At 57.0% G+C, this 21,544-nt stretch carries 15 protein-coding genes; 5 read left to right on the top strand and 10 right to left on the bottom strand.

From position 1 onward, the window contains the following. Positions 1 to 578: 578 nt before the first annotated feature. Together FA91_RS06065 and bglX are read right to left on the bottom strand one after the other, a co-directional pair. Positions 579 to 1,445 carry an oxygenase MpaB family protein gene (locus FA91_RS06065; RefSeq protein ID WP_034913580.1) on the bottom strand — a complete coding sequence of 289 codons (867 nt, stop codon included), beginning with the start codon at positions 1,443 to 1,445 and terminating at the stop codon, positions 579 to 581. A gap of 4 nt (positions 1,446 to 1,449) precedes the next feature. After that, on the bottom strand, positions 1,450 to 3,747 hold the full coding sequence (gene bglX / locus FA91_RS06060; RefSeq protein WP_034913577.1) for a beta-glucosidase BglX: 2,298 nt from the start codon (positions 3,745 to 3,747) through the stop codon (positions 1,450 to 1,452). Between the two features lie 191 nt (positions 3,748 to 3,938). Here bglX and dld point away from each other — a divergent pair, with 191 nt between their 5' ends. Continuing rightward, the gene (gene dld / locus FA91_RS06055; protein WP_156103060.1) at positions 3,939 to 5,675 is read left to right on the top strand and encodes a D-lactate dehydrogenase; all 1,737 of its coding nucleotides are present in this window, start codon (positions 3,939 to 3,941) and stop codon (positions 5,673 to 5,675) included. Between the two features lie 17 nt (positions 5,676 to 5,692). On the opposite strand, the gene FA91_RS06050 is transcribed toward dld, so the two are convergent. The 3 genes from FA91_RS06050 to FA91_RS06040 all read right to left on the bottom strand — a co-directional run bounded on the left by FA91_RS06050 (position 5,693) and on the right by FA91_RS06040 (position 9,867). Further along, complete coding sequence (locus FA91_RS06050) at positions 5,693 to 8,122, bottom strand: DUF3772 domain-containing protein (RefSeq protein WP_034913572.1); 2,430 nt, start codon at positions 8,120 to 8,122, stop codon at positions 5,693 to 5,695. A 40-nt stretch (positions 8,123 to 8,162) separates the two neighbouring features. After that, positions 8,163 to 9,107 carry a D-alanyl-D-alanine endopeptidase gene (pbpG, locus tag FA91_RS06045; protein WP_156103113.1) on the bottom strand — a complete coding sequence of 315 codons (945 nt, stop codon included), beginning with the start codon at positions 9,105 to 9,107 and terminating at the stop codon, positions 8,163 to 8,165. 172 nt (positions 9,108 to 9,279) lie between these two features. Next, positions 9,280 to 9,867, bottom strand: a complete 588-nt coding sequence (locus tag FA91_RS06040; RefSeq protein ID WP_034913568.1) for a Yip1 family protein — start codon at positions 9,865 to 9,867, stop codon at positions 9,280 to 9,282. A 205-nt stretch (positions 9,868 to 10,072) separates the two neighbouring features. Between FA91_RS06040 and FA91_RS06035 the strand changes: the two genes are divergently transcribed. After that, complete coding sequence (locus FA91_RS06035) at positions 10,073 to 10,660, top strand: DedA family protein (RefSeq protein WP_034913566.1); 588 nt, start codon at positions 10,073 to 10,075, stop codon at positions 10,658 to 10,660. Between the two features lie 14 nt (positions 10,661 to 10,674). Here the strand turns inward: FA91_RS06035 and FA91_RS06030 are convergent, their stop codons facing one another. Next, positions 10,675 to 11,457 carry an SDR family oxidoreductase gene (locus tag FA91_RS06030; protein WP_034913563.1) on the bottom strand — a complete coding sequence of 261 codons (783 nt, stop codon included), beginning with the start codon at positions 11,455 to 11,457 and terminating at the stop codon, positions 10,675 to 10,677. 122 nt (positions 11,458 to 11,579) lie between these two features. On the opposite strand from FA91_RS06030, the gene FA91_RS06025 reads away from it, so the two are divergent. Both FA91_RS06025 and FA91_RS06020 read left to right on the top strand, forming a co-directional pair. Then, complete coding sequence (locus FA91_RS06025) at positions 11,580 to 13,394, top strand: glycoside hydrolase family 15 protein (RefSeq protein ID WP_034913561.1); 1,815 nt, start codon at positions 11,580 to 11,582, stop codon at positions 13,392 to 13,394. A gap of 199 nt (positions 13,395 to 13,593) precedes the next feature. Further along, positions 13,594 to 14,829 carry a L,D-transpeptidase family protein gene (locus FA91_RS06020; protein ID WP_034913559.1) on the top strand — a complete coding sequence of 412 codons (1,236 nt, stop codon included), beginning with the start codon at positions 13,594 to 13,596 and terminating at the stop codon, positions 14,827 to 14,829. A gap of 118 nt (positions 14,830 to 14,947) precedes the next feature. On the opposite strand, the gene FA91_RS06015 is transcribed toward FA91_RS06020, so the two are convergent. Further along, a complete protein-coding gene (locus FA91_RS06015) occupies positions 14,948 to 16,609 on the bottom strand; it encodes a methyl-accepting chemotaxis protein (RefSeq protein WP_034913556.1) in 1,662 nt (553 codons plus the stop codon). A gap of 230 nt (positions 16,610 to 16,839) precedes the next feature. Here FA91_RS06015 and FA91_RS06010 point away from each other — a divergent pair, with 230 nt between their 5' ends. Beyond that, on the top strand, positions 16,840 to 18,441 hold the full coding sequence (locus FA91_RS06010; RefSeq protein WP_034913553.1) for an inorganic phosphate transporter: 1,602 nt from the start codon (positions 16,840 to 16,842) through the stop codon (positions 18,439 to 18,441). 11 nt (positions 18,442 to 18,452) lie between these two features. Here FA91_RS06010 and dusC read toward each other — a convergent pair whose 3' ends face one another. From dusC to FA91_RS05995, 3 genes are all read right to left on the bottom strand, one after another. Beyond that, entirely contained in the window at positions 18,453 to 19,400 is a 948-nt protein-coding gene (gene dusC, locus FA91_RS06005) for a tRNA dihydrouridine(16) synthase DusC (RefSeq protein ID WP_034913551.1), read from the bottom strand. Positions 19,401 to 19,459: 59 nt separating this feature from the next. Beyond that, entirely contained in the window at positions 19,460 to 20,830 is a 1,371-nt protein-coding gene (gene rhlE, locus FA91_RS06000; protein ID WP_034913548.1) for an ATP-dependent RNA helicase RhlE, read from the bottom strand. A 204-nt stretch (positions 20,831 to 21,034) separates the two neighbouring features. Beyond that, positions 21,035 to 21,424 (bottom strand): YbhQ family protein, encoded by a 390-nt coding sequence (locus FA91_RS05995; protein WP_034913546.1) that lies wholly within the window; start codon positions 21,422 to 21,424, stop codon positions 21,035 to 21,037. Positions 21,425 to 21,544 lie beyond the last annotated feature (120 nt).

Below are 21,544 nucleotides of genomic sequence, written 5' to 3'. Positions count from 1 at the left end.
TACGTAAAATAATTATTCCCTCTCGGTATCACTTTTAATACTTTATCCACTGAGATTACCATTGCATCCTGTTATCAGAACAAAAAACAACCTGCTAATCACTGTCCACTTTTACTGTTGTTTTCTTTATTCATGATGGGTGAAAAAAGTTGAAAACTGGCGACCTGGAGGAAATATACTTTCCTCTTTTCAAGTGGCGGAGAGAGCTTAACGGAAAGCTGATTTTTCGTCGTCACCACGGGCGACGCTGGCACAGACGGTATCTTGATATATGAACGTCAGCGCGACAAGTCTGCGGCACCTGATATTTATAACCGTGAAAATCGGGAAGAACAATCGTGCAGATGATAATCTACTATTTCATACTCACAGGCACTGTAAATAATCTTCCAACATGTAATCGTATTTTTTACTGTTTTCTTTTCCTCCCCTGTACTTTATAAAACGAACCAAACCACAATGCCATATATCATACCCATAGCAGATCGCTATCCAATAATCAGCCGCGTGGGAAAATCTTTAAGGTATTTTTCTTTCTGATGTTGCGCATTGTTTACATTAATATAGTGGTCTTAAATTCAGCGCCCCACTCTTTCCATCGCCCGCTGATAAGCGCCGCGTCGGATTGCCCAGCGCAGCGTCACCGCAAGCAGGCGCATACGCTGCTGAATAAACCAGCGTCGCGGGCCTGAAAAGTGGAAACCAAATTGCTGTTGCACCCAGTCGGGCAGCAGCTCAATACCGCCCATCATCATCACGGTCATCGCCGGACGCGCCTGCCACGAGGGCGCGGGCACGTTTAATAACAGCGTCAGAACTTCACGCGTACGCGCGTCGCAGCGTAGCGCAGGCCGCATCGCCAGCAGATAGTCCTCCACGTCGCGCACCGTTTTCGGCACCGCCGTTGCGCCCAGCGCTTCCGCTACGCGCGCCGCTTCCTCGTAGTAGCGATCCTGCTCCGCCAGGCTCAGGCCGGGATTTTTATAGCGCAGATGGGCAGCGAGAAAGCGGCTGGTTTCGGCAACGTGCACCCAGGTCAGCAGCGCGGGATCGCTGGCGGCATAGGGAACGCCATCGGTGTCAGTGCCGCTCACCTGCAAATGAATACGTTTGACACGCTCAATCAGCGTCTGCGCATCGGCACGATTGCCAAAGGTAGTGACGGCAATAAACTGGCTGGTGCGCCGAAGACGGCCCATCATATCCTGCCGGAAGGTGGAGTGATCCCATACGCCCGCCAGCGCGAGTGGATGAAGCATCTGCATCAGCAGCGCAGAAATCCCGCCGCACAGCATTGAAGGGAAATCGCCATGTACGCGCCAGATAACGCTTTCCGGGCCATACAGGCCCGGATCGCCCGGCGGCTGTGAGAGATCGAATTCGTTCAGCGCCAGCCCGTTAAGGCGAAACACCTGCTGTTGAATTCTGTCCCGCAGCGACGGCATGATGCTACCGGTAGTCGAATTCAGCGTCGCGGGTGCGTACCGAATCCAGCCCGATCATCACGCTGAACTTACCCGGCTCCGCCACGTGCTGCATTTTCGCATTCCAGAACGACAGCGCCTTAACGTCAATCGGGAAGGTGACCGTTTGCGCCTCACCCGCTTTCAGCATAATACGCTTAAAGCCTTTCAGCTCTTTCACCGGTCGGCTGATGCTGGCGACCCGATCGCGCAGGTACATCTGCACCACCGTTGCGCCCTCGCGCTTACCGGTATTGGTGACCGTCACGCTGGCGTTAATGCTGCCGTCACGCACCATGGTTTTCGACGACAGGGTCACGGGCGAAACGGTAAAGGTGGTATAGCTCAGCCCATAGCCAAACGGGAACAGCGGGCCGTTTGCCGCATCGTAGTAATGCGAGGTGTATTTATTGGGATGGTCGGCGTCATAAGGGCGTCCGCTGTTGAGGTGATTATAATAAATCGGGATTTGCCCCACCGAGCGCGGGAAGGACATCGGCAGCTTGCCCGATGGATTGTAATCGCCGAACAGCACGTCGGCGATGGCGTTGCCGCCTTCGGTGCCGCTAAACCAGGTTTCCAGCAGCGCATCGGCCTGCATATTTTCTTTCACCAGCGCCAGAGGGCGGCCGTTCATCAGCACCAGCACCAGCGGTTTGCCAGTGGCTTTCAGCGCATCGACCAGCGCCAGTTGGCTCGGCGGAATAGTAATGTCGCTGCGGCTTGACGCTTCATGCGCCATGCCCTGCGCCTCGCCGATCACCGCCACCACCACATCGGCTTTTTTCGCGTTCTCAACCGCTTCGTCGATCATCTGCTGCGGCGAGCGGCTGTCGACCGTTACCGCTTGTTCATATTTGTTAAGAAATTCCTGAATGCCTTTGTTATCGGTGACGTTTGCGCCTTTGGCATAAAGGAGGGTTGCTTTGTCGCCGATGGCGTTTTTCAGCCCCTGGAGCACGGTAACGGACTGCTCTGCCCTGCCCGCCGCAGACCAGCTTCCCATGATATCGCGCTGGCTGTCCGCCAGCGGCCCGACCAGCGAGATGGTGCCGGATTTCTTCAGCGGCAGCGTCTCGAGGCGGTTTTTCAGCAGCACGATACTTTTACGCGCAACGTCTCGCGCTTCCTCGCGATGCAGACGGCTTTCGGCATTATTATCCTGCGGATCGCTCTCTTGCGGCCCCAGATGACTGTAGGGATCGTTAAACAGGCCCATGTCATATTTTACGTTCAGCACGTGGCGCGTGGCATCGTCAATTTCCTGCTCGCTCACCTTGCCGCGCTTCACTAAATCCGGCAGATATTTGCTGTAATACTCATCGCTCATGCTCATGTTGACGCCGGACTGGATCGCAATGCGCACCGCATCCTGCGGATCGCTGGCCACGCCGTGTTTAATCAGCTCTTTAATGGCGCCGTGATCGCTGATGGTGATGCCTTTAAACTTCCACTCATCGCGCAGCACATCCTTAAGCAGCCAGCTGTCGGCGGTCGCAGGCACGCCGTTGAGCGAATTCAGTGCCACCATCACGCCGCCGCTGCCTGCGTCCAGCGCGGCTTTATACGGCGGCAAATAGTCCTGCGCCAGCCGCTGTGAACTCATATCCACCGTGTTGTAATCACGCCCGCCCTCCACCGCGCCATAGGCGGCGAAATGCTTCACGCTGGTCATGACAGAATAGCGATCGGCCGCGCTCTTGCCCTGCATGGATTCAACCAGCGTGCGGCCCATGCTTGAAGTCAGATAAGTATCCTCACCCAACCCTTCCGACACCCTGCCCCAGCGCGGCTCGCGGCTGACGTCCACCATCGGCGCCCAGGTCATATTCAGGCCATCGTCGGCTGCTTCATAAGCGGAAATCCGCCCGACTGTCGCCACCGCGTCCAGATCCCAGCTTGCCGCCAGCCCTAATGGAATGGGGAAAACGGTACGCTGTCCGTGTATCACGTCATAGGCAAAAAACAGAGGGATTTTCAGGCGGCTCAACTGCATGACCTGATCCTGCATCGCGCGAATGTCTTTGCGCGTAACGGTATTAAAGATGGCGCCAACCTGCTCTTTCCCGATCATTTCGCGAATGGCTTCTTTCGGATTATCCGGCCCGACGCTGATCAGCCTGAGCTGACCAATTTTTTCATCAAGCGTCATTTTTTTCAGCAGATCGGTTACGAATGCGTCGCGCGCTTCCGGTGTTAACGGATGTTTAACGGGTTGATTTTCAGCAAACGCAGGTTGCAGCGCCAGGGTCACAGCAAGGCTGACAGAGCAAATCCATTTCATCAGGTTGGTTTCTCTCAAATAGAGTCGGACAGGAAATCACGAATTGGCAAAATCACCGTTGCAGTGTGCCATAAGTTGAGGATAGCAGATAGTTTTCTACCGATTGCCGCGATCTGGCTCCAGGTTTTGCTCCTGAGTGAACGATGAAGTGGTGCTAAAGTAAAGGCGTGACATCTCAGAGGACAATGGATATGCAAAACGCTTCAGGACAACCGCTGATAGCAGACCTGCGCCGTATCGTCGGCGGCGCGCATTTACTGACCGATCCCCGCAAAACAGAACGCTATCGTAAAGGCTTCCGCTCCGGTCAGGGCGACGCCCTGGCGGTGGTTTTTCCCGGTACGCTGCTGGAGCAGTGGCGAATATTGCAGGCCTGTGTGGCGGCCGACGTGATTATATTAATGCAGGCGGCCAATACCGGCCTGACGGAAGGCTCCACGCCGAATGGCAACGATTACGATCGCGACATTGTGATCGTCAGCACGCGGCGAATGGATAAAATTCAGCTTATTGAGGAAGGGAAACAGGTGCTGGCCTTTCCGGGCAGCACGCTTTACCAGTTAGAGAAAGTGCTGAAGCCGCTGGGACGCGAGCCGCATTCGGTGATTGGCTCCTCCTGCATCGGCGCGTCTGTCCTCGGCGGGGTGTGTAATAACTCAGGCGGCGCGCTGGTAAAACGCGGGCCGGCCTACAGCGAAATGGCGCTTTTTGCGCAAATCGACTCACAGGGCAGGCTGCGGCTGGTCAACCATCTCGGCATCGAACTCGGGAACTCGCCGGAAGAGATATTACGCCGCCTGGATGATGAAACCTGGCAACCGGGCGACGTGCGCCATGACCAGCGGCTCGCCTCCGACCACGATTACGCCGCGCGGGTGCGCGATGTGGCAGCGGATACGCCATCGCGCTTCAACGCCGATGCGCGCAGGCTGTATGAAGCCTCCGGCTGCGCGGGCAAGCTGGCGGTGTTTGCGGTACGGCTTGATACGTTTGCCGCCGAACGCGCCCAGCAGGTCTTTTATATCGGCACCAACGATACGCAGGTGCTGGGCGAAATCCGTCGCCACATCCTGAGCGAATTCAGTGAGCTGCCGGTCGCCGGCGAGTATCTGCATCGCGATATTTTCGATATCGCCAACGTCTATGGCAAAGACACCTTTGTGATGATCGACAAGCTCGGCACCGACAAAATGCCGCTGTTCTTTTCGCTGAAAGGCCGCGTGGACGCGCTGCTCAATAATCTCTCTTTTGTGCGCCCGCATTTCAGCGATCGCCTGCTGCAAAAAATCAGCGCGCTGCTGCCTGCGCATCTGCCGAAGCGGCTGAAACAGTATCGCGATCGTTTTGAACATCACCTGATGCTGAAGATGTCCGGGCCGGGCGTCGACGAGGCGCGCCGCTATTTAAATCAGTTTTTCAGCCAGGCGGAAGGCGAGTTTTTTGAATGTAGCCCTGAAGAGGGCGCGAAGGCCTTTCTGCATCGCTTTGCCGCCGCCGGCGCGGCCGTGCGCTACCACGCGGTGCATCACGATGAGGTGGAGGATATTCTGGCGCTGGATATCGCGCTACGCCGTAACGATCGCGACTGGTTTGAACGGCTGCCGCCTGAGTTTGATGACGCGCTGGTGCATCGACTCTACTACGGCCATTTTTTCTGCCATGTCTTCCATCAGGACTATATCGTGAAGAAAGGCGTTGATGCGCATGCGCTGAAAGAGAAAATGCTGGCGATCCTTGCGGCGCGCGGCGCGGAGTATCCCGCCGAGCACAACGTTGGTCATCTTTACGAAGCGAAACCGCAGCTTAAGGCATTTTATCAGCAGCTCGATCCCACCAACAGCTTTAACCCGGGCATTGGTAAAACCAGCAAGGCCAAAGGCTGGGGCTGCTGCGGGAAGCCCCACCAGGCGCGCCGGGCGGCCATCTAAACCGCCCGGCTCTGGCGTCAGGCTTCGGGTTCTTTCATCACCACGTTGCCGTTGCGCTGTTCGACGATCATCGTCTGCGGCGTGGAAAGCACCACGCCCTCTTTGCGCAGGCGCGTCAGAATATCGAACAGCAGATCGCTTTTCGCGCCCGCCACCTGGCGCGGGCTGGCGACATTGCCGGTAACCGACATCACGATGCCCGTCGACGTCAGATCCTTAAAGGTGACCGACGGCTCCGGGTTTTCAAGAATGCGTTCGTTCTGGTTGAACACGTCCAGCAGCAGTTCACGCACCTGTTGCGGATCGATATCCAGCGGAAACGTCAGCGTGATGGTCGCCACACCCTGCGCGTTGCCCATGGTGGCGTTGCGCACGTTCTGCGAGATCAACTGCGAATTCGGTACAATTACCGTTGATTTGTCGCCAAGCTGGATTTCCGTGGCGCGCACGTTGATGCGACGAATATCGCCTTCGATGCCGCTGATGCTTACCAGATCGCCCACTTTCACCGGTCGTTCGGTCAGCAGGATCAGGCCGGAAATAAAGTTCTTCACAATCTCCTGAAGACCGAAACCGATACCCACCGACAGGGCGCTGACGATCCATGCCAGTTTATTCCATTGCAGCCCCATCACCGACAGCGCCAGCAGGAAGACGGTGACGTAGCCAAGGTTGCTTAACAGCGTGGTCAGTGACACACGCATGCCGACGTCCATGGTGGTTTTAGGCAGGAAGTCATGCTCCAGCCAGCGCCTTACCGAACGCAGTATGTAGATGCCGACGATCAGACACAGCAGCGCATTCAGGACGTGGGCCGGGACGATATTCAGCGATTCAAGTCCTTTACCGCCCCAGAACTCAATGGCTTTTTGCACCAGCTCAATCGGCGTGGCGCTGCTGAATGTACCGTTAAGCACCGCCATCGCCGCAGCCAGCACCAGGAAAGTTTTACCTAGCGCCGCCAGCACCGCCGCAACCTGCTGAAGGTGACGTTCATCGATATTCAGCGATCGCTGAATACTTTTACCGGACGCGTTGTTCATGGAGAAGAGACTTTCACAGCCATCCGTCACCAGTTGCGTGAGTATATAGAACGAACCGAATACGATGCCCATCCAGATCAGCTCATAGCTGAGAAAACGGGCGAAGGTGACGTAGCCGATGACCAGGGTCACCATGATGGCGACGCCCACCAGGGTGATCGCCATCTGGATCAGGCCCACCAGCGTCGATTTCGCCTCCGGCGGCGTACCGGCCAGAATCATCTGGCGACGTACGCGTTTGGTACGAAAGCTGATCGAGAGCGCGGTCGCGCCAATCAGCAGCGCGGTCAGGCCGTTGGCAAATACCGTGGTACTCACGCTGGTATTGGCGCTGCTGTTAAGCGCCTCGACCATCTGGAAAATAAATACCAGCGCGGCGGTGAGCGGCGGAAAAGGCTTCAGCGCCAGCGCCACGTCGTGAGAGATGTTCGGCAGTCGCCATGAGGGGCGACGCGTGGAGAGAAACGCCCTGCCCAGCCCGGCAATCAGCCCGCAGGATACGCTCAGGCGCACCAGATTGTCGCCAAAGTTTCTGACGCCGTCGCCCACTTCATCATGTCGGGTAAACGCAAGATCGAGAAAGTTAAAGGCCAGCACGATAGCCACCAGCGTGGTCAGTGCAGTGGCAGCGGCCAGGAAGCTGCGGCGCAGACGTCCTTCCGGCAGCAGATTTATGCCGACCCAGGCCAGAAACTGCTCCAGATAGCGGCGTCCCAGCGAGGCCACCAGCAGCGCCGCGACAATCCATAATGCGGTGCCCGCGCGCCAGCCTGGCTCCCAGGAGAGCGCGGCGGTGCCCAGCAGTTCATCGCAAAAACTGCGCAGTTTGTCGCCGTCGCCGTTCTGGTCGTTAAACACCGGCGCCCAGAAGCGCGGGCCGAAAATACTGCCCGCGTTCAGCGCCAGCTGCGTTTTCAGCGCGTCGCGGCGCAGATTGACGATTTGTGATGACAGATTGATCGCGCCGCTCTTAATCGCTTCGGCCTGTTTGATCTGGTCGTCCATCTTGCTTTTTTGGCTTTCAAGACTTTTACGCTTCTGCGTGACTTCCGCCGTCTCTTTCACCCCGCTTTCCGGTTTGGGCGCCGGGCCCAGCACCGCCAGCTGCGCGTGAAGCTGTTCGCGCTGCGGCGTGATGCTCTGGATCAGCGTATCGGCGTCGCCGGAAAGCTCCTTCGCCAGATCGTCCAGCGCGCTGAGTTTGCTGTCGTTGGTTTCGCCCGATACCTGCTGCTTAATTTTATCCAGCACCTTCTGCATCTTAGGCAGTTCAACGGCAGCATTGATTTTGACGGGCGCTTCTTCGCCCTGTGAATTATCCGCCCCGGCCGACTGAGCAACAACCGGCGATAATACCAACAGCGCCAGCAGACAGACGCGAAGAAAAAGAACTAACCTGGACATAACGCTACTTTCCCGGATAACAGATTGGCGGCATGCGCCGCTACTCGTTGGACGCCGATGCGTCGATATTCGCCATTTCGGCAGCCTTCTGCTTTTTATAACTCAACGCAGCGGCTGGCACCGGCGAAATTTTACCCGTTTCTATCCATGAACGCAGGCGATTCGCATCAGCAAAGTGGGTATATTTTCCGAAAGCGTCCATCACCACCAGCGCAACGGGCTGTTTACCGATCACCGTGCGCATCACCAGGCAATGTCCGGCCTCATTGGTAAACCCGGTTTTGGTGAGCTGGATGTTCCAGTCCGGCCGGTAGACCAGATGATTGGTATTGCGGAAAGGCAGCGTGTAGTTCGGGCTGCGGAAGGTGGCCATGTCTTCGTGCGTGGTGCTGAGCTGACCAATCAGCGAATAGCGTTTGGTGGCGATCAGCAGCTTTGTTAAATCGCGTGCCGTGGAGACGTTCATCGTCGAGAGTCCGGTCGGCTCAACGTAGCGCGTGTGGGTCATGCCCAGCGACTGCGCTTTGGCGTTCATGGCGCGAATAAACGCGTCGTAGCCACCGGGATAGTGATGTGCAAGGCTGGCCGCTGCGCGGTTCTCCGACGACATCAGCGCCAGCAGCAGCATCTCTTTCCGGCTGATTTCGCTGTTCAGCCGCACGCGTGAATAGATGCCGCGCATCTCTGCCGTATGGCTGATATCCACGCTGAGCATGTCGTCCAGCGGCAGGCGCGCGTCAAGCACCACCATCGCCGTCATCAGCTTGGTGATAGAGGCCATCGGCCGCACCAGATCGGGGTGGCTGGCGTAGATCACCTTGTTAGTATTGAGATCGACAATCATGGCGCTGCCGGAGGCAATTTCAGGCTGCGCGGCAGCAACCACGCTGGCCTGACGCGGACTGGCGGCGGCCGGAGTCATCATTGCAGGGGCGGCAACCATCAGTGCCAGTGCGGACCAGAGGAGACGAATTTTTTCAGGCATCATTCAAAACTTAGCGAGAGTGATTCAGGTGCGGAGATCCCACACGCTGCTCCCATGCATACGTAGCGGGAGCTGGCCCGCGCATCATACGCTTTTCGTTAACATGTTGACTACATGATAATCATTTCCGGGCATTACCAAAAAGCCGCCGACGCGCGCGGCGGCGTAAAAATCAGAACAGCCGGTAGCCATAGCCCCAAATCACCACCGTCAGCGCCAGCAGCACTTCAAATACCAGCACGCCGATGGCCAGCGTTGAACCTGATAAACGCAGGCTCTCTTCACGATCGATGTTCAGGAACAGCGGAATACCCACGTAGAGCAAATAGCCGGTATAGACCAGCGCCAGCGCGCCGACAAATACGCAAAGCCAGACCAGCGGATAGAGCGCGACCAGCCCGCTGAGGAACAGCGGCGTGGCAACATAACCGGCAAACACCGTGCAGCGACGCAGCGTAGGCCGCTGGGGATAATCCCTCGCCATCCAGTAGATTACCCGCCCCATGACCGCCACACCGCCGAGGATCAGCGCATAGAACAGTATCGCCAGACCGGCCGCGCTTAATAACGTCAGCGGGATAGTCTGCCGGGCGCCCACGTCCCAGCCAATTTGCGTGGTGCCAATAAATGCACAGACTACCGGGATCAGCGCCATCAGCAGAACGTGATGGGTGTAGTGATAAGAAAGCGTTTCATTCTCTTGCCTGATGCTACGCATCTCCCGGTTGGGATGCGCAAGAAGTCCCCATACATGGCTCATCTTATGACTCCTCTGTAACTGACGCCCCGCCTGACGACCGTCAGACGGCAGTTCCTCAAGTATAAGCGGTTGTGCAGTGTTTATTTTTTAATCACTGCAACTTTGCGCTAATCCCTTCTGATTACACTAAAAAAATGATCTTCCCGGACGCGATTTACGGTAAAGCCGTTAGACTTAGGGTTTTAGCGCACAAACCGGAAGGGATTTGCATATGGATATAAACCAGTTGATTGTTCAGTACGGTTATCTGGCGCTTTTTATCGGCTGCATTGCCGAAGGGGAAACGTTCACGCTGCTGGGCGGCGTGGCGGCACATGAAGGGTTACTGCATTACGGTTGGGTGCTGCTGGTGGCGATGCTGGGTGGCATTCTGGGTGATACCGGGCTGTTTTTTCTGGGTCGCTACTATGGCGAACCGATTCTTAAACGTTTCAAAAAACACCAAAAGCAGATCGCGAAAGCAAACCGTATGATCCGCAGGCGGCCGGTGCTGTTTGTGATTGGCGTGCGATTTATGTACGGCCTGCGTATTGTCGGGCCGGTGATCATCGGGGCCAGCAAGCTGAAGCCGCAGAAGTTTCTTTTGCTTAACGTGGCAGGCGCCATTGCCTGGGCGCTCATTTTCGTTTCGCTGGGCTACATGGGCGGCCAGATCATTGCGCCGTGGCTGCATGCGCTGAATCACCATCTGAAATATCTCGTCTGGCTGGCGTTGATCCTGCTGCTGGTGTGGAGCGTGCGGCTCTGGCTGAAGCGCCGCGCAGAGCGTGAGAAAGAGGAAGGGAGCGAGTAGCGCTCCCCCCGGCGTCACTTCGCTTTTTGCATAAAAAACTGCGGGTTCGCCAGCGTGAAACCGCCGTCGATCACAAACGACTGGCCGGTGGTATAGCTCGACCACTGTGAGCACAGCCAGGCCACCATGCTGGCGATTTCACGCGTATCGCCAGGCCGTCCCGCCGGGATCTCCGGCATGCTGATGTTGTGAGCATCGTCATTGCTCATCTCATTCATGGGGGTGGCAATCGCGCCAGGCGCCACGGCATTAACGAGGATCTTGTGCGGCAGCAGGCTCAGCGCCATCGATTTTGTCAGACCGCCCATGGCATGTTTGGCAGCGGTATAGGCAACCGAACCCGGCAGCGGCGTGTGTTCATGAACGGAGGTGATGTTGATAATTCTGCCGCCTTCGTCCTGCTTAACCATGTGGCGCGCGGCGATCTGCCCGCAAATAAATGCGCCATCCACGTCGACGGAAAACACTTTGCGCCAGTCCTCAAAGGTGGTTTCCAGAAAATCGGCCTTAACATTCGTGCCCGCGTTATTCACCAGCGCATCGATGCGGCCAAAGCGGGCAATCAGCGCCTCCAGCATTTCGCCGCCCTTCTGCGGATCGGCAAGGTCAAGCCTGGCCACCTCCGCCTTTTTACCGTGCTTGCGCACCGCTTCCGCCGTTTGCTGTGCGCCCTTTTCGTCAGAGCGCCAGGTGATGCCAACGTCAAACCCCTGCTCTGCCAGCATGATGGCGCAGGCCTGGCCAATGCCCGAATCTGAAGCGGTCACGATGGCCACTCTGTTAGCTGTCGTGCTCATGGGTGTCTCCTTATTCAGTGGTAAGCCAGTGAGTATAGATGATCGCGTCATTACGCCAGCCTCAGCGGCAGTGACTATAGTTACTGCTGCCGCCTTAACTATTGCCGTAACCGGGGAAAAGCATGAGTGAAATAAAACGTAAGATTGAAGACCACGGCGTAATAGGCGATTTGCAAACCTGCGCACTTATCGCCAACGACGGCACCATTGATTATTTTTGCTGGCCCGATCTCGACAGTCCTTCCGTGTTTACCGCGCTGCTTGACGGCGATGAAGCCGGTATTTTCAGCATCGCGCCAGACTGGCCGGACGCGCGTCGACAACAGCTTTACCTGCCCGATACCACGCTGCTGCAAACCCGCTGGCTTGGCGATGACGGCGTGGCGGAAATCACCGACTACATGCCGATTTGCCACCAGGAGGACGATCGGCCGCGTATTATTCGCCGCATAAAAATGGTGCATGGCGAAGCGAATTTCACCCTGCGTTGCGCGCCGGTACATGACTATGCGCGCGCCAACACGCAGGCCAGCCAAAAAGAGGGCAGCGTACTGTTCAGCGCCGAAGGTCAACCGACGCTGCGACTGTGCGGCAATGTGGCGTTCACCCTCAACGGCAACGCAGCGGAAGCGCGCTTCACGCTCAAAAACGGCGAACACCGTGAGTTTATATTTGGATGCGCCGACGATAAGCATCTTGATGAAGAGGTGACCGAACGCTGCTTTCAAGAGACGCTCAATTACTGGCGCAACTGGAGCGCCAAAAGCAATTACAAAGGCCGCTGGCAGGAGATGGTTAACCGTTCGGCGCTGACGCTGAAGCTGCTGACCTCGTGGAAACATGGCTCTATCGCGGCAGCGGCAACGTTCGGCCTGCCGGAAGAGCCGGGCGGCGAGCGTAACTGGGATTATCGCGCCACCTGGCTGCGCGATGCTTCCTTCAGCGTTTATGCGCTGATGCGTTTGGGCTACATCGAAGAGGCAAAGCATTTCACCCATTGGGTGGGTCGCTGCGTGGAGAACAGCCATCACGATGTTGAAAAGCTTCAGGTGATGTACCGTCTGGACAGCGGCACCGAGCTGCATGAAACCGAGCTGTTGAACCTGTCAGGCTATGCTGACTCGACGCCGGTCAGGATTGGTAACGACGCCTGGAATCAGACCCAGCTGGATATTTATGGCGAACTGATGGATGCCGTTTATTTAGCCAATAAATATGGTGAAGCGATTTCGCATCGCGGCTGGCTTCACGTCAGTAAAATGATTGACTACGTTTGCGATAACTGGAATCAGCCTGATGCCGGCATCTGGGAGATGCGCGGCGAACCGCAACACTTTCTTCATTCGCGGCTGATGTGCTGGGTAGCCCTGGATCGCGCGCTGCGCCTCGGTGATAAGCGCTCGCTGTCGGTCAACTGGGAGCGCTGGGGCAAGGCCAGAGATGCTATTCGTGACGATATCTGGCAAAACTTCTGGAATGCCGATCGCGGCCATTTTGTCGCCACCCGCCACGGCGATTTTGTCGATGCCTCGATGCTGCTGATGCCGCTGGTGCGTTTCGTCGGTGCGACCGATCCCGACTGGCTGGCAACGCTGGATACCATCAAAGAGAATCTGGTGACGGATGGTCTGGTGAAGCGCTATAACATTGCTGAGACGCCTTCCGACGGGCTTGAAGGCGAAGAAGGCGCCTTTGTGGCCTGTTCCTTCTGGTACGTGGAATGTCTGGCCCGCGCGGGACGGGTAAGCGAAGCGCATTTTGAGTTTGAAAAGCTGTTAAGCTATGCCAATCCGCTGGGGCTGTACGCGGAAGAGTTTGATAAACAGGGCCGCGCGTTGGGGAATACACCGCAGGCGTTAAGCCATCTGGCCTTAATCAGCGCGGCGTTTTTTCTCAACCGCAAGCTCAGCGGCGACGATCCGCTCTGGCAGCCCTGATTTCACTCTTTAGGGGCCTGGCGTTAAATTTCATGACAATTTTACGTAAAGTTAGTTCGATTGTTATAAATGCTGGTTTATTCCGGCTCGCAAATGACCATATAATGTGCAGCCGCTCACAACGGAGCGGCTTTTGAGCCGGTTTGCTCAGGCTCTGAGTTGTTTATCCACCCCTAATCTGGCACTTTACCTTAACAATATGAAAATAAGCATTCGCGCGTTAGCAACCTTAGTTCTGGCCATCACAGCATACAGCCACTCCGCTTCTGCCGTGGTCTATTCCCTTCCGGCCGCTAACAGCCGCCTGGTGGGTGAGAATCTTGAAATCACCGTACCCGCCAACAGTACGCTCCCGCTGGAAGCCTTTGCCGCTCAGTATCAAATGGGCCTGAGCAACGTGCTGGAAGCTAATCCGGGCGTGGACGTCTACCTGCCTAAGCCCGGCAGTAAGCTGATTATTCCTCAGCAGCTGCTGCTGCCTGACGCGCCGCGTGAAGGCATTGTGATTAACAGCGCGGAGATGCGCCTTTATTATTATCCTAAAGGCACAAAAACCGTTGTGGTGCTGCCGATTGGCATCGGTGAGCTGGGTAAAGATACGCCGATTAACTGGACGACCAGCGTTGAGCGCAAGAAAGACGGCCCGACCTGGACGCCCACCAAGAAGATGCACGAAGAGTACACTGCGCGCGGCGAGAATTTGCCCGAGGTCTTTCCTGCCGGCCCCGATAACCCAATGGGTCTTTACGCGCTCTATATTGGCCGCCTGTATGCTATTCACGGCACCAACGCCAACTTCGGTATTGGCCTGCGCGTAAGCCACGGCTGCGTGCGTCTGCGTACGGAAGATATTAAATGGCTGTTCGATAACGTGCCGGTGGGCACGCGCGTACAGTTTATCGATCAGCCGGTGAAAGCCAGCGTTGAGCCGGACGGTTCGCGCCTGATGGAAGTGCATAATCCGCTGTCGCAGACCGAAGAGCAGTTCAACTCACGCGAGCCGGTGCCGCTGACCATCACTTCCGTCGTAAACAAAGTGATTGGCGATGCCAGCGTCGACCCTGCTGCGGTTGATGCGGCAATGAAAACCCGCTCTGGTATGCCGATCAAAGTGAACGGTGAGGCAAACAATACGCCAGCCGCCCCGATCGCTGCACCGGCCACCGATGGCAACATGCCGAACGAGCAGCCGATGACGCCAGCCACGCCGCAGGGCGCGCATGACGCCAGCCAGAGCACCGAACCGGCGCCGGTTGATAATTCTGCGCCTGTTGAGGGCGATACCACCGGCGATGCGCCAGCGGAAGCCGCGCCGGCACCGGTTCAGGCGCCGTCAGAAGAGAACGGTGACAGCACCTTCGTCGTGCCTTCCCAGCCGGGCCCGGTTTATGAGAACACGACCTCAGCCGCACGCATAAAAACGGCGGCAAACTAAGCTGTTTGCTTGAAAAGCTGAAGGATATCGGCAGAAAAGCCATTCGCGCAGGCGAATGGCTTTTTTTATGGAAGTGACAGTAAACAGAGATTTTGTGAATGGCGTTGCCTGTACGTGTTTAAAACGCAACCCACTCTTCTGACGCTGCTCCCTTGCGTGCGCGGGCATCCGGTTTTACCACCGGCGAACGCGGTGTAGTAACCCTCACCGACGGGCCAGAAGCCTGCTCTTCAAGCCGAAAATGCGCCACGGAATGCGTCAACTCATTGGTCTGATGCTCCAGCGCGCCGGCCGCTGCCGCCATGTCAGAGACCAGCGACGCATTACGCTGCGTCACGCTGTCCATTTCAGTCATCGCCAGCCCGACCTGATTGATCCCTTTACTCTGCTCCTCGGTGGCGCCCGCGATCTGCTTCATCAGATCGGTCACGGCCTCTACTGACGCCAGCATCTCGCTCATGGTGCTGCCCGCGCTGTTGACCTGCTGCGTGCCGCTATCCACCCGACTGACCGATTCGGCGATCAACGCTTCGATCTCTCTTGCGGCATTCGCGCTACGCTGCGCAAGATTGCGCACCTCGCTGGCAACCACCGCGAAACCCCGCCCCTGCTCACCCGCTCTGGCCGCTTCCACCGAGGCGTTCAGCGCCAGAATGTTGGTCTGAAAAGCAATGCTGTTAATGACGCTGGTGATATCCGCAATTTTGTGGGAACTCTCTGCGATACCTTTCATGGTAACCACCACGTGCTGAACAAGCTGCCCGCCTTTACCGGCCGTCACAGAGGCCGCCTCGGCCAGCTGACTGGCCTGCTGTGCATTCTCGGCGTTTAACTTCACGGTAGAGGATAATTGCTCCATACTCGCCGCCGTCTGTTCAAGCGCTGCCGCCTGCTGTTCCGTACGGGCGGAAAGGTCGTTATTGCGCCCGGAGATCTGCCCGGCATCGTGATGGATCTTTTCACTGGCGCGACGAATTGAGCTGACCGCGCCACGCAGGCTGTCCTGCATGGTGCGCAGCAGCGGGATCAGCCTGCCAACGCAGTTTTTGCCAATGTCTTCGAAGGGCTGTGATAAATCGCCCGCAGCAATCTGATTAAAATAAAGACGGATTTTATCCAGCGGGCGCACCACCATAACGACCAGATAGCGATCGGTGAAAAGCAGAATTAATGCACCGACAATCACCGCAGCAATCAGAGCACGCTTTGTCCATGCGCTGCGCTGCACAACGTCACTCCGTGCAGCCTGAAGCGCGGCATTGGCAGCCTGATTAAAGTGTTCAATTTTTGCTCCGAAGTCACGACTCAAAGGCGGCGTCACCAGGTTCGCCTGATGATGATAGGCGGTCAAATCCGCTGCCTGGGCCAGCCGAAACTGTGGCTGAATGCCCTGCTGGATCAGCGTTTCCCAACTCGCCGTTACGGCCTGTTTAAGGTCAGGATCCAAGGTTGTTGCGGGATACGCTTTAAATTCATTAAGCCGCGTCTGAAGCCCATCCAGCGCCTTTTTGACCAGGTCAACTTCCGCCTGCGGTGGCTGCGTGCCCTGCTCGCGCTGATTGACCACACGATAGAGACGCAAAACAAAACGAAAATATTGTTCGTTTCCCTGACTGAGCGTGGTCATCTCGCTAACCAGCATATTGCCCTTTTCATTAGCGCTGCTCATTTTATTCAGTGAATTCACGCTGTAAAAAACCACGCCGCACAGAAGTAAACAGAACAGGCTCAATATCCACAGCATGACAGCGCGGATCGTATAATTTTTCAGTATTTTCATCATTTTTCTCCAGCCCGACAGCGTTATTGTTTCTTTTATTTGTACTGTTTATCGGCAAAGGAACAAGAATCACTACCTGTACAAAAGGATAATGTCGGAGTGAAATTATTTAACTCTTTTTAACGTGAGCCGAGCCGTAAAGGATTTGAGGCGTCATCTTTCTGTCATTAAACCTGAGTATCACCGTCCTGACACCGCGAAAATCGCAGCCGATGAGATAAAGAGGTTTTATGAGCCATAACAGCGCGATTCAACAGAGCTCCAGCCATCCTCTGCTCTATAAAAAGAACAGCCGCCTCTCCGTTACGCTGTTCATTCTTCTCATCGTTCTGGGCATTGCTTTCGCCGGTATTAACCTGTTCCGGGATGTCAGCAACGCGGGCGGTGACCTCACCCGCTATGTACCGTTCCTGTTACTGGCGATGGCGCTACTGATCGCCCTGGGGTTTGAATTCGTAAACGGTTTTCACGACACGGCCAATGCCGTTGCCACCGTTATCTATACCCACTCCCTGACGCCGACGGTGGCGGTTATCTGGTCCGGCTTTTTTAATTTCTTAGGCGTGCTTCTTTCATCGGGTGTGGTGGCGTTTGGCATTATCTCCCTGCTGCCCGTTGAGCTGATCCTCCAGGCCGGCACCGGCGGCGGTTTTGCTATGATTTATGCGCTGCTGTTCTCCGCGATTATCTGGAATCTCGGCACCTGGTGGTTTGGCCTGCCCGCGTCTTCTTCCCATACGCTGATTGGATCCATTATTGGCGTTGGTGTGGCAAATGCGCTCATTCATGGCCGTACCGGCACCAGCGGCGTCGACTGGGATCAGGCGCTGAAAGTCGGTTACGCGCTGCTGCTCTCCCCTGTCATCGGCTTTGTCTGCGCAGCGGTGCTGCTGCTGGTGATGCGGCGCGTGGTGAAGAACCGTACGCTTTATCGCGCGCCGGACGGTAAAAACCAGCCTCCGGTGTGGATCCGCGGCCTGCTGATCCTCACCTGCACCGGCGTCTCTTTCGCCCACGGCTCCAACGACGGCCAGAAAGGAATGGGGCTGATTATGCTGATTCTGGTCGGCACGATGCCCATGGCCTATGCGCTTAACCGATCCATCCCGCAGGAACAGAGCCCTCGCGTTGCCGCGCTGGCAGCGGTTACACGGCAGGCGCTGATAGAAGAGTCGAACAACGCCGCGCCGCCCGCCTCTTCTTACAGCACGCTGACCACCTATGTGCGCACCAGTACGCTGACGCCGTCGGTGTTGCCCGCGCTGGCACAGATCAGCGGCGCCATTGGCGAGCAGATCCGACAGTATGGTACGGTGGAGAAAATCCCGGCGCAGGCAGTAACCAATACCCGCAACGCGATGTATCTGGTTTCCGAAACCATCAAGCAGCTGAAAAACGAGAAGCAGCTGACGCTGCCTGCACAGACGCAGCAGGATCTGGACGCGCTCAAAGCCGAGCTGGATAATGCGACACGCTTCATTCCCTGGTGGGTGAAAGTCGTAGTCGCTATTGCGCTGGGTGCAGGCACAATGGCGGGATGGCGGCGGATTGTGGTCACGGTTGGCGAAAAAATCGGTAAATCGCACCTGACTTACGCTCAGGGCGCCAGCGCAGAGCTGGTGGCAATGGTGACCATCGGTGCCGCTGACGGTTTCGGGCTGCCGGTTTCCACCACGCACGTCCTCTCTTCCGGCGTGGCGGGCACCATGGCGGCAAACCGGTCAGGTCTGCAAATGGCTACGGTACGCAATTTACTGATGGCATGGATATTGACGCTGCCAATATCGATTCTACTCTCTGCGTCACTTTACTGGCTGTTCACGCATTTTTAACGACGAGCGGGTTAAGCCAGCGTGTAGCTGATGCGCTCAATGGCCTGAGCAATCTCCTGCGATTTCTTCAGCGCGCGCACTTCCGCAAAAAGCTGGGACGCTTCTTCATACTCCTTGCGCAGATAGCCGAGCCACTGTTTGATGCGCGCCACGTGATAGTGGCCGGTATCGCCCTGTTTCTCCAACTGCGTGTAGCGACGCAGCAGCGCTACCACTTCCGGCCACGGCATGCGCGGCGCGTTCTGTTTAATCACCCGACTCAGGTTAGGCACGTTCAGCGCGCCGCGACCGATCATCACCGCATCGCAACCGGTTACCGCCAGGCAGCGCTGCGCGCTCTGCCAGTCCCAAATTTCGCCGTTGGCGATGACCGGAATGCGCAGACGCTGGCGGATCTCGCCAATCGACTGCCAGTTGATGCACTCGGCACGATAACCCTCCTCTTTGGTGCGACCGTGCACCGCCAGCTCACTGGCGCCGCCCTGCTGCACCGCATCGGCGATGTCAAACTGATGCTCGCCTGAGTCCCAGCCGAGACGCACCTTCACCGTCACCGGCAGCGCAGCGGGCACTGCCTCGCGTAGCGCTTTGGTGGCGCGATAAATCAGTTCAGGATCTTTCAGAAGGGTGGCGCCGCCGCCGCTGCCGTTAACCGTTTTCGACGGGCAGCCGCAGTTCAGATCGACGCCATAAGAACCCAGTTCCACCGCGCGCGCGGCGTTCTCCGCCAGCCAGTCAGGATGCTGGCCGAGAAGCTGCACGCGCACCAGCGTGCCGGAAGGCGTGCGGCTGGCATGGCGAAGTTCAGGGCAAAGGCGATAAAAGGATTTAACCGGCAGAAGCTGGTCGACAACGCGCAGGAATTCAGTGATGCAGAGATCGTAATCGTTGACGCTGGTCAGCAGCTCTCGCACGAGAGAATCAAGGACGCCCTCCATCGGGGCCAGTATAACGCGCATGATGCAACCTGTTCGAAGCGTTGAAAAAGGGGCCGAATGGCCCCTGAATGATAACCTGTTTACGCCGGATTAGAACGGCGCTGGCGGGTTTTATTACGCGCTGCGCCACCGGCGCCTTCTGGTTTTGCGCCACGTCCTGCGCCTGCCGCCGGACGACGCTGGCCGGTGCTCTGGCTACGCTCGCCGCCGCGGCTGTTGCCCTGACCGCCGCCGCGGTTGCCCTGAGGCGCGCCGCGTCCGCCGCCGCCACGCTGCTGACGACCGTTGATGATCGGTTCGGCCTTAATGGTCGGGTCCGGCTCGTAGCCATCCACAGCAATACGTGGGATCTCACGCTTCAGCAGGCGTTCGATATCGCGCAGCAGCTTGTGCTCATCGACACAAACCAGCGACAGCGCTTCGCCGGTTGCGGCCGCGCGTCCGGTACGGCCAATGCGGTGAACGTAATCTTCCGGCACGTTAGGCAGCTCATAGTTCACTACGTGCGGCAGCTCGGAAATATCAATACCGCGCGCGGCGATATCCGTCGCCACCAGCACGCGGATCTTGCCTTCTTTAAAGTCGCTCAGCGCGCGGGTGCGCGCGCCCTGACTTTTGTTGCCGTGGATAGCAGCGGCGGTGATGCCGTCTTTACTCAGCTGCTCGGTCAGATGGTTGGCGCCGTGCTTGGTGCGGGTGAAAACCAGCACCTGCTGCCAGTTGTCGCGGCCGATCAAAAACGACAGCAGTTCCCGCTTACGTTTCTTATCAACAAAGTGCACGTGCTGGGCAATCTGCTCTGACGCGGTATTGCGGCGCGCCACGGAAACCTCTTCAGGATTGTGCAGCAGCTTGCTGGCAAGCCCTCTGATTTCATCAGAAAACGTGGCGGAAAAGAGCAGATTCTGACGTTTGGCCGGCAGCTTAGCCAGCACGCGGCGGATGTCATGAATAAAGCCCATGTCCAGCATGCGGTCGGCTTCATCCAGCACCAGAATTTCTACCTGAGAAAGGTCTACCGCGTTCTGATGTTCAAGATCAAGCAGGCGACCCGGCGTAGCGATCAGCACGTCGACGCCGCTGCGCAGCTTCATCATCTGTGGATTAATGCTGACGCCGCCGAAGACCACCAGTGAGCGGATATTCAGGTACTTACTGTAGTCACGGACGTTTTCCGCCACCTGCGCCGCAAGCTCACGGGTTGGCGTTAAAATCAGGGCGCGCACCGGGCGACGTCCTTTTGGATTCGTGTCGCCGCTGCTTAACTTTTGCAGAAGAGGCAGCGTAAAACCGGCGGTTTTACCGGTGCCGGTCTGGGCGCTGGCCATCAGGTCGCGACCTGCCAGTACCACGGGGATCGCCTGACGCTGGACAGGCGTAGGCTCGCTGTAACCCTGTTCGGTTACCGCGCGCAAAATATCGGCATTCAGGCCGAGAGAATCGAATGACATAAAGTTGACTGACTCCAGATCCGCCCCGATCGCGCTCAGCGATGTAGTTTCCGGGGGGAGAAATATGACGCCAGGCCTGGCCTGACGTTTGAAAGGGAGCACAAACCACGGTGCGTAAGCGGCGGATTATAACAGAAGTGATACGGTTAAGGGGCTATTTTTAGTAAGGAAAAGAAACAGGCCACGCGGGTGGCCTGTGGTGCATCAGCGATGGCGGTGATGCGCGCGCGGCGCTTCTTTCACCAGCAGCGAGACCACGGCGGGTCCGGTAAGCATCAGCACGCCAACACAGCCCAAAAGCAGGTTATTGTGGATCACGCGGGAGAGCAGATAGAGCACCAGCATGGCAGCGCCGAAGTAGTACGTGGTGGTCACGTCTTCAAAGAAGTCGCCAACGCGGCGTAAGCGTGGCAGGCGCTGGGTCAGCAGCATGGCGGCAAAGATGCTGGCGTACATTGCCAGTAGCACCGTGCTGACCTGTAGCAAGGCTTGATGCTTCCATCCCCACACCAGTGCGGCCAGAAGCAGCAGGTGGAGCATGATATGTACGCAGGTTTGTCCGGTGACAATCTGGATACGATTAGACCATTTCATTTTCTTCTCCTGGCAGACCCAACAGAGGTCGCCCAGCTTTGTTAACACGAAACGTATTAACGAATTTCCTCAGACTAACGCAGTTGTCGAATAATGCCGCAACCTTCGCAGGTTCAAAGC

The organism is Erwinia sp. 9145 (genome assembly GCF_000745075.1).
In the GTDB taxonomy this organism is placed as follows: Bacteria; Pseudomonadota; Gammaproteobacteria; order Enterobacterales; family Enterobacteriaceae; genus Erwinia; species Erwinia oleae.
Note: the sequence above shows the minus strand (reverse complement) of the source record. Positions and strands in the feature narration are given on the sequence as shown.